Here is a 12,054-nt window from a genome sequence, read left to right as displayed (position 1 = left end):
AAGTTCACCCTCCAGCGCCATTCGGCAGCGCCCGCATCTGACAGGGCGATGCATGATCGTATGATCGACCCGTTCGGACCGCTTCAAGTGTTTGCCTGCATGGCCGGGCTGGCCGCCGGGCTTCTTCAACCCTCGCTCACGCAGGCTCTGTGTCCGGCGAGAAGCCTGGCCCGGTCCATCGCTCGAAGGCGGCTTGCTGCTATTGGAGCTATCCAGACCAAGCCGACGCTCCAGATCGGCCACACGCACCGTCAGCAATGCGTTCTGCTGCTCCAACATCAGGTTGCGCTCCTGCAACTCCCCAATCAGGGCCAGCAGGGCATCCACAGACAATGAGGAATTTGGCGGCGTCACCCATACCTTGACTCACAAACACATGTGGTCAGTCAAGAGAATACAAACGGCCACCTGGGCAGTTACGATTTTCGTAGCTCCATCCGGCTACAAAACCCTCAATCGATCTTGCGCGCCTCTTCCGGCAGCATGATCGGGATGCCGTCGCGGATTGGATAAGCGAGCTTGGCGCTGCGCGAGATCAGCTCCTGCTTTGCAGAATCGAACTCCAGCGGGCCCTTGGTCAGCGGGCAGACCAGGATCTCCAGCAATTTGGGATCGACGCTGGGTTCGGGGCGTTCGGTGGGCGCGTTCATTTTTGTCTCCGACGATCGGTTGCCTCTAGCACAGAAAACCGCGGCCGCCCATTGCGGTCCGCTAGGCCGATACCATCCGCAGGATCTCGTCGAGCAGGCCCTGGAGTCGTGCCGCCGGCACCGGCGTGCCCGACAAGGCAAAACCGAGAAACGTCCAGTACAGAACCTGCGCCCGCGCCTGCGCTATCGCGGGCGCAAGCCCCCGCTTCGAGAGCAGCGTCTCGATATAGTCCAGTCTGCGCCGGTCGATTGCACGCACCGCCGATTGTGCCGCCGCATCGAAGGCCGCCCAGTTCCGCACCGCGCGCTCGAGGTCGAGCCGCGCGCCAAAAGTCCTGCGCAGCAGCGCTTTCAGCGGCTCGTCACTGGCGGCTTCGACATCGGCGATGATCTGCTCGGCCGCGATCTCGCGCCAGCGCTTCAGCACAGTGGCGTGGAACGCGCCGAGATCGGCGAAATGCCAGTAGAAGCTGCCGCGCGAGACGCCCATGGCCTTGGCAAGCGGATCTGCCTTCAGGGCCGTGAAGCCGCTTTTAGCCAGCGCCTTCAGTCCCTCCTTGATCCAGTCGTCGGCAGAGAGCTGTTCGGTCATGTCGAGTTCTCGGATTCCAACCATACACTAGTGTATTGACAGGCAGCAAGCCAGCACTTATCTATCCATACATAGATGTATGGATGAAGCCTTAGGGAGCCCTGACCATGCGTGACCTCTTGCTCCAGTGCGCCGGCGTCCTGACCATTGTCGTCGCGCTCATCCATGGCATCCTCGGCGAGGCCAGGGTCTTTGCCCGCGCCCGCATCGAGCCGGAACGGCTCCGCACCCTGATCCGCCTGGTCTGGCAGGCCTCGACCGTCGCCTGGATCGGCGGTGGTGTGCTCCTGATCGCGGCGCCCTGGATGGAATCGGAGCCGGCGCGCCATTGGATCGTCATCACCATGGCCGGTGTGTTCGGCTTCTCTGCCTTCGCCAACGCATGGGCCACGCGCGGCCGGCATTTCGGCTGGATGGCGCTTAGTGCCGTCGTCGTCATGGCGGTTGCCGGCTACTGAGTATCAAAACGAGAAGTCACGCGTTACAGCGGAGAGCGGCGCCATGGAAAATCGTGTTCGCCTGACCATTGACGACGGTGTGGCTCATGTCCGGCTGAATCGTCCGGACAAAATGAACGCGCTCGATCCGGCGATGTTCGAGGCGATCATCGAGGCAGGTAGCAAACTTGCAAAACGCAGCGACGTCCACGCTGTCGTCCTCTCCGGCGAAGGCCGCGCCTTCTGCGCGGGGCTCGATCTGGACCGGCTTCTGGTCACGACGACCGGCGAGTCGTTGATCCCCTCGGTCGATCTGACGCGCCGAACCCACGGTCTGGCGAACTATGCCCAGCACCTCGTGTGGCTCTGGCGCGAGCTGCCCGTGCCTGTGCTGGCCGCAGTCCACGGCGTTGCCTTCGGCGGCGGCTTCCAACTCGCGCTCGGCGCCGATCTCCGCTATCTCGCGCCCGACACGAAGCTCGCAATCATCGAGGCGAAATGGGGGTTGGTGCCGGATATGGGCGGCACGCAACTCATGCGCCGTCTCGCGCGCGAGGATGTCGTGCGCGAATTGACCTACACCGGCCGGGTGTTCTCGGCGCAGGATGCGCTTGCCTATGGCTTTGCCACGAAGCTCGCCGACGATCCCGTGAGGGCTGCGCTGGCAATCGCGCACGAGATTGCGGGCCGGAGCCCGGATGCGGTGCGCGCCGCCAAGCGGCTGCTCAATCTGGCCGCGACCTGCGACGTGGCCACGGGTCTCGCTGCCGAAACGGCCGAGCAGGCGGCACTGCTCGGTTCCGCCAATCACGTCGAGGCGGTCAGAAGCAATCTCGAAAACCGCACGCCGCGATGGTGTCACCCATGAGCGCAACACGAACGAACTTTGAAGCATGGCCCTGACACTCGTCACCGGCGGAACCGGCCATCTTGGCCGGGATATCGTCGATCGCCTCGTTCGGGACGGACATCGGATCCGGGTTTTCGCGCGATCGCCTGCCGTGCGATCGGACGTCGAATGGGCAACCGGCGATCTCGCCACCGGCGCCGGACTGCGGGAAGCACTGCATGGTGTCGATACGGTCATCAACGCGGCGACCTGCTCGCCGATCGCGCGGCGCGCCGGTGTGCGGCCCGTGGACTTCTTCAGATCGCCCTCCGCCGTGGATGTCGAGGGAACGGAGCGGTTGCTGTCGCTATGCCGGGAGGCGTCGGTGCGGCACTTCCTGCACGTCTCGATCGTCGGCCTCGAAGAGGCGACCCTGCCCTACGCGCGAGTCAAGCTGGCCGGCGAGCGGCTGGTGCGTGCGTCGGCCCTGTCCTGGTCCGTGGTTCGCGCAATGCCGTTCTACTATTTGCTCGACAAGTTCCTCTCGGGCCTCGCCTGGCTTCCGCTCTGGCCGGTGCCGACCACGACGTTCGATCCCGTCGACGCTTCCGATGTGGCCGCTCATGTCGTGACTTGCGCGTTCGACGGACTGCGCGGCGAGCGTACGGAGATCGGCGGCCCCGAAGCGCTCGATCTCGTTACCTTCGCCCGCCAATATCAGGATGCGAGGAAACTGCATCGAAGGATCCTGCCGATCGGCCTTTCGGATGCGAAGGCCCGGGGCATGGGTTTTGTCGTCAGCCGCGGCGTGCGTGGACGTCTCTCGTGGTCGGATTGGCTGCGCGCAAACCGTGAGACGTAAGGCCGCAGTAGTCCGGCAAATGCGTGCTGCATACGGAGAGAACTGATCTTTTTCGGATCGTTAGAATAACTCTAAAGCCTGCCGGCGCTGAACCGGATTGACTTCATCATGTGCTTTGCTTCCTTCGGTCCCGCTTCGCGGCTTCGCGCAGCGCCCACGACAGAAGAGGAGACGTTCGTGAAGGTCATTCGTGTTGTTGCCATTGCATTGACGATCGGGATTGGCGCGGGATCGGCGGCCATGGCTGACGGTTTCAAGGACTGCACCAAGCTCGACAAGGCGTCGTGGAAGCCGGCGAGCGAAGCCGAAGCCAAGGCCAAGGCGCTCGGCTACGAGGTGCGGCGCTCCAAGATCGAAGGCTCCTGCTACGAGGTCTACGGCGTCAAGGAAGGCAAGCTTTACGAACTGTTCTACAGCCCCGAAGATCTCAGCCTCAAGCACACGATTGCGAAGTAGACCGCGCGAGATAGTCTGCGCGAATGGTCTGCGCAAAGTTACGCCTGAGGGTGGCCGTCGCTTGATTGAAGAACCGGGACCGGAAGCGCGCGGGGGGTCCAACCGGACCCCCGCGGATCGAACCGCTTCGCGGACAGTCACGATCTGGGACCTCCCGCTGCGCCTCTGGCATTGGGCGCTCGCGGCTTGCGTTCTGGCCGCCTGGTTCACGCCCACCGTCTATGACGGACTTCACCGCATCGTCGGCTATGCGGTGCTCGGGCTTCTCGCCTTCCGTCTGGTCTGGGGTTTTTGGGGAAGCCGCTATTCGCGCTTCCGCATGGTCGGCGTCAGGCTTCGGGCCGCGCCGCGCTATCTCTGGAATCTGCGCCGCGGCATCACCGGCCGTTATATCGGGCTCAATCCCGCCGGCACGTTGATGCTGGTGGCGCTGCTGGCTTCACTCGCGGTCTCGACGATATCAGGCGCGATGTCGGTGACCGTGACCTTCTTCGGCGTCTGGTGGGTCGAGGACACCCATCATTATTCATCGGACGCGGTCATCGTCCTGGTCGTGCTGCACGTCTTGGGCGTGCTGCTGATGGGCCTTCTTCAGCGCGAGAACCTGATCCGCGCGATGATCACGGGACGCAAGCGCATCCGCGGTCACCTCTAAATGTCCGTTGCGGATCTCGGCACAGGTTGTTCGCGGTCTGATGGCGCTACATCCTCCGCGCAAATGCTCGGCAAATCGAATTGCATAGATAGCGTTAACCTGCCGCTAAGCATGCAATCCGGAGTTGCACCAAATTAACGCGAAGAACGTTTAGCCCATCCACCATCGGCGATATCGGACGACGGAGGCGATTTCGATGTTCCGCGTTTTTACCTGCCTCACGGCAGAGCATGATTGGCGCCTTGTCATGCTCGCCGGTCTGGTTTGCTTCGCCGCAAGTATTGTAGCCGTCAGCATTTTTCATCGGGCGATCGCGTCGCGAGCTTGGACCCGGCTGATGTGGATTGCGATCGCCGGCGCCGCCATCGGTTATGGAATCTGGGCAACGCATTTTGTTGCAATGCTCGCCTACGAGCCCGGAGTCTCAACCGGTTACGGCATCGCTCTGACAGCTCTGTCGCTCGCCGCGGCGATGATCCTGACGTCATGCGGTTTTGGCGTTGCCGTCAGCAATTCCGGCCCGTGGCGCGCGGCTGCCGGCGGCGGAATTATCGGCGCCGGTATTGCGAGCATGCACTATCTCGGCATGTGGGCCCTCGAAGTGCCTGGTCGCGTGAGCTGGTCGCCGGAGCTGGTGCTCGTCTCCATCGCTCTCGGCATGGTCCTGGGCTACGCCGCCCTTGCGGTTGCGCTGGGCAGCAAGAACAAGTGGGGGACCTTAGTCGCGGCGCTGCTGCTGACTCTCGCCATCGTGTCGCATCATTTCACGGCTATGGGGGCCGTGCAGATCATCCCAGACCCGACGCTGGCAAGCGATACCTTGTCGCTTTCTCCCGGCTTCCTCGCCGTGGCAATTGCGGGTGTGGCTCTGTCAGTACTCGGGATGAGCTTTATCGGCGTGCTGGCGGATCGCCGCCTTGCGACCAGAACCAGCAGATTCGAGGAAATCATCAGTGAGCTTTCGCTCGCCAGGCAACAGGTAGAAGATTCGCAAAAGCAAATCCAGGACCAGAAAATCAGGCTGGACACGGCCATCAACAACATGGTCGAGGGCCTTTGCATGTTCGATGCGGAGAAGCGGCTTGTCGTCTGCAACGAGCGTTATGCCCTGCTCTATCGGCTGCCGCCGGAGCTACTGAGGGCGGGGACATCGCACACCGACATCATCAGGCATCGCATCGTGAAGGGAGTCCTCAAGGGCGACCCCAGCGAGGACGCTGCCGAGCAATTCATCTCGAAGCTGGCCGCGTTGCCTTTCGATGCTGTCTCGAGCAGAATCGACGAGTTTGCGGATGGTCGGCTGATCTGCGTGACGCGACAGCCAATGGCCGGTGGCGGATGGGTGGCTACGCATCTCGACGTCACCGAGCAACGCCGGTCCGAGGCGAAGATCACTCATATGGCGCAACACGATGCGCTGACCGATCTGCCAAATCGCGTGCTGCTCAGAGAGCGGATGGAGCATGCCATTGCGGTTACGCGCAACGGCGGCGTCGATCTAGCCGTGCTCATACTTGACCTCGATCGCTTCAAGGAAGTCAACGACACCCTTGGACATCCGACGGGCGATTCCCTGCTGCGCGCCGTTGCTGCGCGTCTACGCGAATGCACCACGGAAACCGCGTTGATCGCTCGACTGGGCGGCGACGAGTTCGCGGTGATCGACTACGTGACCAGCCCAGCCGTGGAAGCCGCCGCCCTCGCCGAGAACATCAGAAAAGCGCTTTGCGAACCGTTCGATCTCGGCGATCACCGGGTCACGGTGGGCACCAGCATCGGCATTGCTATCGCGCCGCGTGATGGCAACGATTCCGACGTGATCATGAAGAGTGCGGATCTCGCTCTCTACTCCGCCAAGAGTGGCGGACGTGGTGCATTCCGCTTCTTCGAGCCGGAACTCGACGAGCTCATGCATGCGCGCCGCAACCTGGAGCGCGACATGCGGGCTGCGATTGCCGGCCATCAATTCGAGCTCCACTACCAGCCGTTCGTCAGCGCCGCGACCGGCAAAATCAGCGGCTTCGAGGCCTTGCTACGCTGGCATCACCCACAGCACGGTCTGGTCATGCCGAACGAATTCATCCCGCTTGCGGAGGAGACCGGCTTGATCGTGCCGCTGGGAGAATGGGTCCTGAGAACCGCCTGTGCGGAAGCGGCCAAATGGCCTGCGCATGTCAGGATCGGGATCAATCTGTCTCCCGCTCAATTCAGGAGCAAGGAGCTTGTTCCGGTCGTTATCGGCGCGCTGGCGAGTTCGGGAGTCGCGTCGCACCGACTCGAGCTCGAGGTCACCGAGACGGCGATCATGCATGACAGCGAAGCTGTTTTTGCAGTGCTCGGCCAATTGCGCGAACTCGGCGTGCGGATCGCCCTGGACGATTTCGGCACCGGCTATTCATCACTGAGCTTTCTGCAAAGATTCCCGTTCGACAAGATCAAGATCGACCGCAGTTTCGTCAACGAACTATCCAGCGCGAGGGCAGAGGCGCACCATCTCGCGCGAGCAGTGGTTCGTTTCGCAATCAGCCTCGGTAAGGTGACGACCGCCGAGGGCGTCGAAACGAAGGAGCAGCTGGATATCCTCCGTGAGGAGGGGTGCGTCGAGACGCAAGGCTACTATTTCAGTCGGCCGATGCCTGCATCCGACATCGCCAGAATGCTGCGAGGTGCCGGAGCGGCCGTCCGCGCTGCCTGAGCGTCCAGGCCCTCACTGCAGCGGCGGATCGCCGCTGGTGCGCTTCTTGGCGAGATCCATCTCGGTGACGGCGATCAGGATTTCGGCGCGGGTCTTCAAGTCAGGCGCTTCCAGCATCGCTTGCTTCTCGGCCACGCCATAGGGCGACATCATCGCCAGCGCGTTGACGAGCGCCTCATTGGGAGCGGTCTCGACGCCCTCCCAATCGACCTTGAGGTTGTTGGCCTTCAAAAAGTCCGCCAGCACCGTCAGCAGCGCCTCGCGATCGACCTCGTCCTCGCCCATGCGCGGCGTGAAATCGTCGACGAAGGCGAAGAAGTCGACCTTGCACTGCCGGTAGGCGGTAAGCACTTCGAGCTCCTCGAGCACCCTGAAGCGCGAGACGCCGGTCAGCTCGAGAATGTAGCGGCCGTCGCCGGATTCGGCGAGCTGGGTGATGCGGCCGACACAGCCGACGCTGAACAGCGCCGGCCTGTCGGAGTTCTTCCGCGAGTGCGCGATGTCGGGCTGGATCATCCCGATCAGGCGATGGCCGTCGCGGAAGGCATCGTCGATCATCGCGAGGTAGCGCGGCTCGAAGATGTTGAGCGGCATCTGCCCGCGCGGCAGCAGCAGCGCGCCCGGCAGCGGAAACACCGGAAGGATCTCCGGAAGGTCGGCGGGCCCGCGATATTCGATATTGATCGGCATCTGCCCGGTCCCCTGGCCTTGCCTGCTCGCCTTAGGAAAACAGGATGATCGACAAGCGCTTGCGTCCCTCGACGGTTGCATCATCCGTGCCGCCCCAGGCCTCGAAGAACTGCACCAGCTGCTTGCGGGCGCCGTCGTCGTTCCATTTGCGGTCGCGCTTGATGATCGCGAGTAGTTGCTCGGTGGCGGCGGCGCGGTTGCCTTGCGCGTTGAGCGCGGTCGCGAGGTCGAATCGCGCCTGATGATCGAGCGGGTTTGCGGCGACTTTCTGTTCCAGCTCGGCGACCGGCCCGAGCGATTGCGCCTGCTCGGCGAGATCGATCGCGGCCTGCACGGCTTTCACCGCGGGGTCGTTGCGCTTGGATTCCGGCACCATGGCCAGCGTCTGCTTGGCCTGCTCCATCGCGCCGGAGGTGGCGTAGCATTTCGCGAGTCCGGCAAGGGCCGCGATATTGGTCGATTCGTGCTCCAGCACTTCCGCGTAGATCTGGGCGGCCGCAGCGGCATCGCCCTCGGCGAGCACGGCCTCGGCCTCTTGGAGGATTTCCGCGACATTCGGCTCACCCGGGGCGGTCACGCCCTTGGTCAGCTTCTCGATGAAGGCGTTGAGCTGGCTCTCCGGCACCGCGCCCATGAAGCCGTCGGCCGGCTGGCCGTTGACGAAGGCGATCACCGCCGGAATCGACTGGATGCCCATCTGGCCCGGGATCGCCGGATGCTGGTCGATGTTCATCTTGACCAGCTTGACCTTGCCCTTGGCGGCCTTGACGGCCTTTTCCAGCAAGGGCGTGAGCTGCTTGCAGGGGCCGCACCATTCCGCCCAGAAGTCGATCAGCACCGGCTGGTGCTTCGATTCCTCGATGACGTCCTTCACGAAGGTCTGGGTGGTCGTGTCCTTGATCAGATCGGTCGCAGCCGGGCCCGCCGCTCCGTTACCCTGTTCGATGATCGTCACGGGATCCCCTCGTCTGTATCTGGAATGGCGGGTCTTTAGCACGCCGCCAATTCATATGCTTCGCTGTCCGCCCTAAAATTGGGCCGGGGCGGCCGAATTTCAATCCGTGCGCGACGATTCGGCGGTTGCGGGGCGTTTTTGGCCGATTTGGCCGGGTTTGGGTCCATATGGGCCGTCCAATGCGAATCTATGCCGCGCGTAGCTGTTGCATTCGGCGTCCGGTTTTGGCATACGACAGCCGTTGCCGGGCGCGTCACGCGGCCGACACAGGATGCGGGTGTAGCTCAGTGGTAGAGCACGACCTTGCCAAGGTCGGGGTCGAGGGTTCGAGCCCCTTCGCCCGCTCCAATTTTTCCCAGAGCATCCAGCCGAGCCGGACGGGTACGTGGTTTCCCACGCCGCTGGCGGCTGTATTGGGCCTCGAATGACAGTTCTGGTCACAGGCAGCGCCGGCCATCTCGGGGAGGCCCTTCTCCGCACGCTCCGCGGGCGCGGTTCAACTGTGCTTGGGATCGATTTGAAGGCATCGCCCTTCACCGACGCCGTCGGCTCGATCGTCGATTCTGATTTCGTGCGAGGCCAGATGGCCGGCGTTACCGCCGTGATCCACACCGCGACGCTGCACAAGCCGCATGTGGCAACCCACAGCAAGCAGGATTTCATCGACACCAACGTCACTGGCACGCTCAATCTGCTCGAAGCGGCGGTGTCCGCCGGCGTGCGCAGCTTCGTCTTCACCAGCACAACCAGCGCGTTCGGCTCGCAGCTTCGGCCCGACGCCGGCCAAGCCGCGGTGTGGGTCACCGAGGACCTGCCGGCGGCGCCCAAGAACATCTACGGCACGACCAAGCTGATGGCCGAAACTCTCTGCGAGCTGTTCTGTCGCGAGCGCGGCCTGCCGGTTGTGGTCTTGAGGACCTCGCGCTTCTTCCCCGAAGACGATGACGATCCTGCAATGCGATCAGCTTACGCGCCGGAGAACGCGCAGGCCAACGAGCTGCTCTATCGCCGGCTGGATATCGCGGACGCGGCGCACGCCCATCTGCTCGCCGCCGAGCGGGCGCCGAAGATCGGGTTTGCCCGCTACATCGTGTCGGCCACGAGCCCGTTCGAGCAGCGCCATCTGGCAGCACTTGCCCGCGATGCGGCCACTGTCGTGCGCGAGCTCTATCCGGATTGTGCGGAGCTCTATGCGGCGCGCGGCTGGCGGCTGTTCCCCGCGATCGACCGGGTCTATGTCAACGACCGTGCGCGGCGCGAGCTGGGCTGGCGGCCCGAATTCGACTTCGCCCATGTCCTGAACTGCCTTCGCGATGGCCGCGATTTTCGCAGCACGCTGGCGCGCGATGTGGGGTCGAAAGGCTATCACGAGACGATTTTCGGCGATGGTCCCTACCCCGCCGCCCCGTAGTCGCCGCTTTTGCCAATTTGCCCGATGCATCAAATGCCTGTCCGGAGTCACCGGGAGCAAAATGGCCTCCGCCGTTCTACTGTGCATGGGGTTGTTTTCGCGTTTTTTGTTCCCGACGGTCGTGCTGCCTGCAAATTGGCCATGCGCTGCCTCGATTCCGCGTTGCAGCGAGACCGTTGCCGCTGTCGTGCTCGGGCCGAGAACATCCGTCTCAATTTTTATCGAGGGCAATTGCGGCGCATGCGGCGCGCTTCTCACTGCTCGCAGATGTGCTAACCTTTTTGCGTCTGTCCTCTCGACAGACTCAAAACTTCGCCTCTCGACTAGCCATAATAAAATAACGTGCAGCCCTGACGGCTGCCTTAGGGAGTGACGCGATGACATCGATGTTCCATCGATCCGTGTTGGCGCTTGCGGCCGTGGCCCTTCTTGCGGGGACCAGCGCTGGCTACGCGCAGGACAAGAACAAGCCGCTGAAGAAATACGAATCCGGCACCAAGGAGTTCTGGACCCATCCGCCGGATGACTGGTTCCTCGGCGACGAGACCGAGGCGCAGAAGGGCCTGGCGCCGCCGTCGGGTCCGCCGACCGGCGCGTCGGAGGCCGAGCTCGCCAATATCGTCAAGAAGGTCAAGCTGCCGGCGGGCTTCAAGATGGAGGTCTACGCGTCCGGTGTGCTGGCCGCGCGGCAGATGGCCTGGGGTGACAAGGGCACGCTGTTCGTCGGCTCGTTCGGCCTCGGCAACGTCTATGCGATCAAGGACAACAACGGCAAGAAGGAGGTCAAGACCATCCTGAAGGGGCTGAACATGCCCACTGGTCTGGCCTTCAAGGACGGCGCGCTTTACGTCATCGCGGTCGACAAGCTGATCCGCTACGACGATGCCGAAGCCAAGATGGATAATCTCGGCGAGGGCAAGGTCGTCTATGACGATATGCCGTCCTATGCCGCGCACGGCTGGAAATACATCGCGGTCGACAAGGAAGGCTGGTTCTACATTCCGTTCGGACCGCCCTTCAACATCGGCGTGCCCCCAACCAGCGTCGCGCAAATCCGCCGCGTCGATCCCAAGACCGGCAATGCCGAAGTCTATGCGCTCGGCGTCCGCAACTCGGTCGGCGGCGACGTCGATCCGCGTACCGGCAAGTACTGGTTCACCGAGAACGCGCGTGACTGGGTCAGCGATGATCTACCCAGCGACAAGCTGAACATGATCTCGAAGATGGGCGAGCACTTTGGCTATCCCTATTGCCATCAGGGTGACCTGCCCGATCCGAAGTTCGCGATGGGCCACAAATGCTCCGAGTTCACGCCGCCGGTGCTGAACCTCGGCGCTCACGTCGCTCCGCTCGGCATGAAGTTCTATACCGGCGATCAATTTCCGCCTGAGTACAAGAACAACATCCTCATCGCCGAGCACGGCTCCTGGAATCGTCACAAGTACCAGGGCGGCCGCATCATGCGCGTGATCGTCGGACCCGACGGCAAGAATGCCAAGCAGGAGGTGTTTGCTTCCGGCTGGATCGAGGGCGACCAGGGCTATCTCGGCCGTCCCGACGACATCATCCTCGCCAAGGACGGCTCGATCCTCGTCGCCGACGATTGGGCCGGCGCGATCTACCGCATCAGCTACAGCAAGAAGTAGCGTACAAGGACGCGAGGCTGCGGGGCCGAGGGGCACCGCAGCCTTTCTCGTTTTCAATTTCGCACGCTGTGGTTCCGAATCTGCGCGCTGCCTGCGTACAAGTCTGGAACCCAAAACCACGAACGAGGGTTATCGAGTCCGGGTTCGTCCTCAGGCGCGCTCCGGGAATGACGAAC

13 protein-coding genes and 1 tRNA gene are annotated in these 12,054 nt (G+C 62.9%); 9 read left to right on the top strand and 5 right to left on the bottom strand.

What is annotated here, in order from left to right; translation table 11 throughout:
* The 3 genes from IVB27_RS14380 to IVB27_RS14370 all read right to left on the bottom strand — a co-directional run.
* Nucleotides 1-354, bottom strand: a 354-nt coding sequence (locus IVB27_RS14380; protein ID WP_247444193.1) for a DUF6444 domain-containing protein, incomplete at its 3' end; no start/stop codon positions are given.
* Between the two features lie 98 nt (nucleotides 355-452).
* The gene (locus tag IVB27_RS14375; protein ID WP_027535355.1) at nucleotides 453-650 is read right to left on the bottom strand and encodes a Trm112 family protein; all 198 of its coding nucleotides are present in this window, start codon (nucleotides 648-650) and stop codon (nucleotides 453-455) included.
* Nucleotides 651-711: 61 nt separating this feature from the next.
* On the bottom strand, nucleotides 712-1,242 hold the full coding sequence (locus tag IVB27_RS14370; protein ID WP_247444192.1) for a TetR/AcrR family transcriptional regulator: 531 nt from the start codon (nucleotides 1,240-1,242) through the stop codon (nucleotides 712-714).
* A gap of 107 nt (nucleotides 1,243-1,349) precedes the next feature.
* Here IVB27_RS14370 and IVB27_RS14365 point away from each other — a divergent pair, with 107 nt between their 5' ends.
* From IVB27_RS14365 to IVB27_RS14340, 6 genes are all read left to right on the top strand, one after another.
* Complete coding sequence (locus IVB27_RS14365) at nucleotides 1,350-1,700, top strand: hypothetical protein (protein ID WP_247444191.1); 351 nt, start codon at nucleotides 1,350-1,352, stop codon at nucleotides 1,698-1,700.
* A 43-nt stretch (nucleotides 1,701-1,743) separates the two neighbouring features.
* The gene (locus tag IVB27_RS14360; RefSeq protein WP_247444190.1) at nucleotides 1,744-2,547 is read left to right on the top strand and encodes a crotonase/enoyl-CoA hydratase family protein; all 804 of its coding nucleotides are present in this window, start codon (nucleotides 1,744-1,746) and stop codon (nucleotides 2,545-2,547) included.
* Nucleotides 2,548-2,572: 25 nt separating this feature from the next.
* Entirely contained in the window at nucleotides 2,573-3,370 is a 798-nt protein-coding gene (locus IVB27_RS14355; RefSeq protein WP_247444189.1) for an SDR family oxidoreductase, read from the top strand.
* Between the two features lie 177 nt (nucleotides 3,371-3,547).
* A complete protein-coding gene (locus IVB27_RS14350; protein ID WP_247352511.1) occupies nucleotides 3,548-3,826 on the top strand; it encodes a PepSY domain-containing protein in 279 nt (92 codons plus the stop codon).
* Nucleotides 3,827-3,887: 61 nt separating this feature from the next.
* Entirely contained in the window at nucleotides 3,888-4,481 is a 594-nt protein-coding gene (locus tag IVB27_RS14345; RefSeq protein ID WP_247444188.1) for a cytochrome b/b6 domain-containing protein, read from the top strand.
* Between the two features lie 196 nt (nucleotides 4,482-4,677).
* Complete coding sequence (locus IVB27_RS14340; protein ID WP_247444187.1) at nucleotides 4,678-7,176, top strand: EAL domain-containing protein; 2,499 nt, start codon at nucleotides 4,678-4,680, stop codon at nucleotides 7,174-7,176.
* A 12-nt stretch (nucleotides 7,177-7,188) separates the two neighbouring features.
* Here IVB27_RS14340 and IVB27_RS14335 read toward each other — a convergent pair whose 3' ends face one another.
* Together IVB27_RS14335 and trxA are read right to left on the bottom strand one after the other, a co-directional pair.
* Nucleotides 7,189-7,866: an LON peptidase substrate-binding domain-containing protein gene (locus IVB27_RS14335; protein ID WP_247352505.1), complete on the bottom strand. Its 678-nt coding sequence runs from the start codon at nucleotides 7,864-7,866 to the stop codon at nucleotides 7,189-7,191.
* A 31-nt stretch (nucleotides 7,867-7,897) separates the two neighbouring features.
* Nucleotides 7,898-8,821 carry a thioredoxin gene (trxA, locus tag IVB27_RS14330; RefSeq protein ID WP_247444186.1) on the bottom strand — a complete coding sequence of 308 codons (924 nt, stop codon included), beginning with the start codon at nucleotides 8,819-8,821 and terminating at the stop codon, nucleotides 7,898-7,900.
* 273 nt (nucleotides 8,822-9,094) lie between these two features.
* Here trxA and IVB27_RS14325 point away from each other — a divergent pair.
* The 3 genes from IVB27_RS14325 (at nucleotide 9,095) to IVB27_RS14315 (ending at nucleotide 11,878) form a co-directional block, all read left to right on the top strand.
* Nucleotides 9,095-9,169 (top strand) — tRNA-Gly (locus IVB27_RS14325).
* Between the two features lie 76 nt (nucleotides 9,170-9,245).
* Nucleotides 9,246-10,232: an NAD-dependent epimerase/dehydratase family protein gene (locus IVB27_RS14320; protein WP_247444185.1), complete on the top strand. Its 987-nt coding sequence runs from the start codon at nucleotides 9,246-9,248 to the stop codon at nucleotides 10,230-10,232.
* 377 nt (nucleotides 10,233-10,609) lie between these two features.
* Nucleotides 10,610-11,878: a PQQ-dependent sugar dehydrogenase gene (locus IVB27_RS14315; RefSeq protein WP_247352500.1), complete on the top strand. Its 1,269-nt coding sequence runs from the start codon at nucleotides 10,610-10,612 to the stop codon at nucleotides 11,876-11,878.
* The last annotated feature ends 176 nt before the right edge of the window (nucleotides 11,879-12,054 follow it).

It is taken from the genome of Bradyrhizobium sp. 197 (assembly GCF_023073375.1).
Taxonomy (GTDB): domain Bacteria; phylum Pseudomonadota; class Alphaproteobacteria; order Rhizobiales; family Xanthobacteraceae; genus Bradyrhizobium.
The sequence above is the reverse complement of the archived record's forward strand: the minus strand, read 5'-3'. Positions and strand labels throughout refer to the sequence as shown.

What these genes read in the sequence shown, in the direction of transcription:
- IVB27_RS14375 (WP_027535355.1), bottom strand. Translation starts at nt 650, where the DNA reads ATGAACGCGCCCACCGAACGCCCCGAACCCAGCGTCGATCCCAAATTG.
- IVB27_RS14370 (WP_247444192.1), bottom strand. Translation starts at nt 1,242, where the DNA reads ATGACCGAACAGCTCTCTGCCGACGACTGGATCAAGGAGGGACTGAAG.
- IVB27_RS14365 (WP_247444191.1), top strand. Translation starts at nt 1,350, where the DNA reads ATGCGTGACCTCTTGCTCCAGTGCGCCGGCGTCCTGACCATTGTCGTC.
- IVB27_RS14360 (WP_247444190.1), top strand. Translation starts at nt 1,744, where the DNA reads ATGGAAAATCGTGTTCGCCTGACCATTGACGACGGTGTGGCTCATGTC.
- IVB27_RS14355 (WP_247444189.1), top strand. Translation starts at nt 2,573, where the DNA reads ATGGCCCTGACACTCGTCACCGGCGGAACCGGCCATCTTGGCCGGGAT.
- IVB27_RS14340 (WP_247444187.1), top strand. Translation starts at nt 4,678, where the DNA reads ATGTTCCGCGTTTTTACCTGCCTCACGGCAGAGCATGATTGGCGCCTT.
- IVB27_RS14335 (WP_247352505.1), bottom strand. Translation starts at nt 7,866, where the DNA reads ATGCCGATCAATATCGAATATCGCGGGCCCGCCGACCTTCCGGAGATC.
- IVB27_RS14320 (WP_247444185.1), top strand. Translation starts at nt 9,246, where the DNA reads ATGACAGTTCTGGTCACAGGCAGCGCCGGCCATCTCGGGGAGGCCCTT.
- IVB27_RS14315 (WP_247352500.1), top strand. Translation starts at nt 10,610, where the DNA reads ATGACATCGATGTTCCATCGATCCGTGTTGGCGCTTGCGGCCGTGGCC.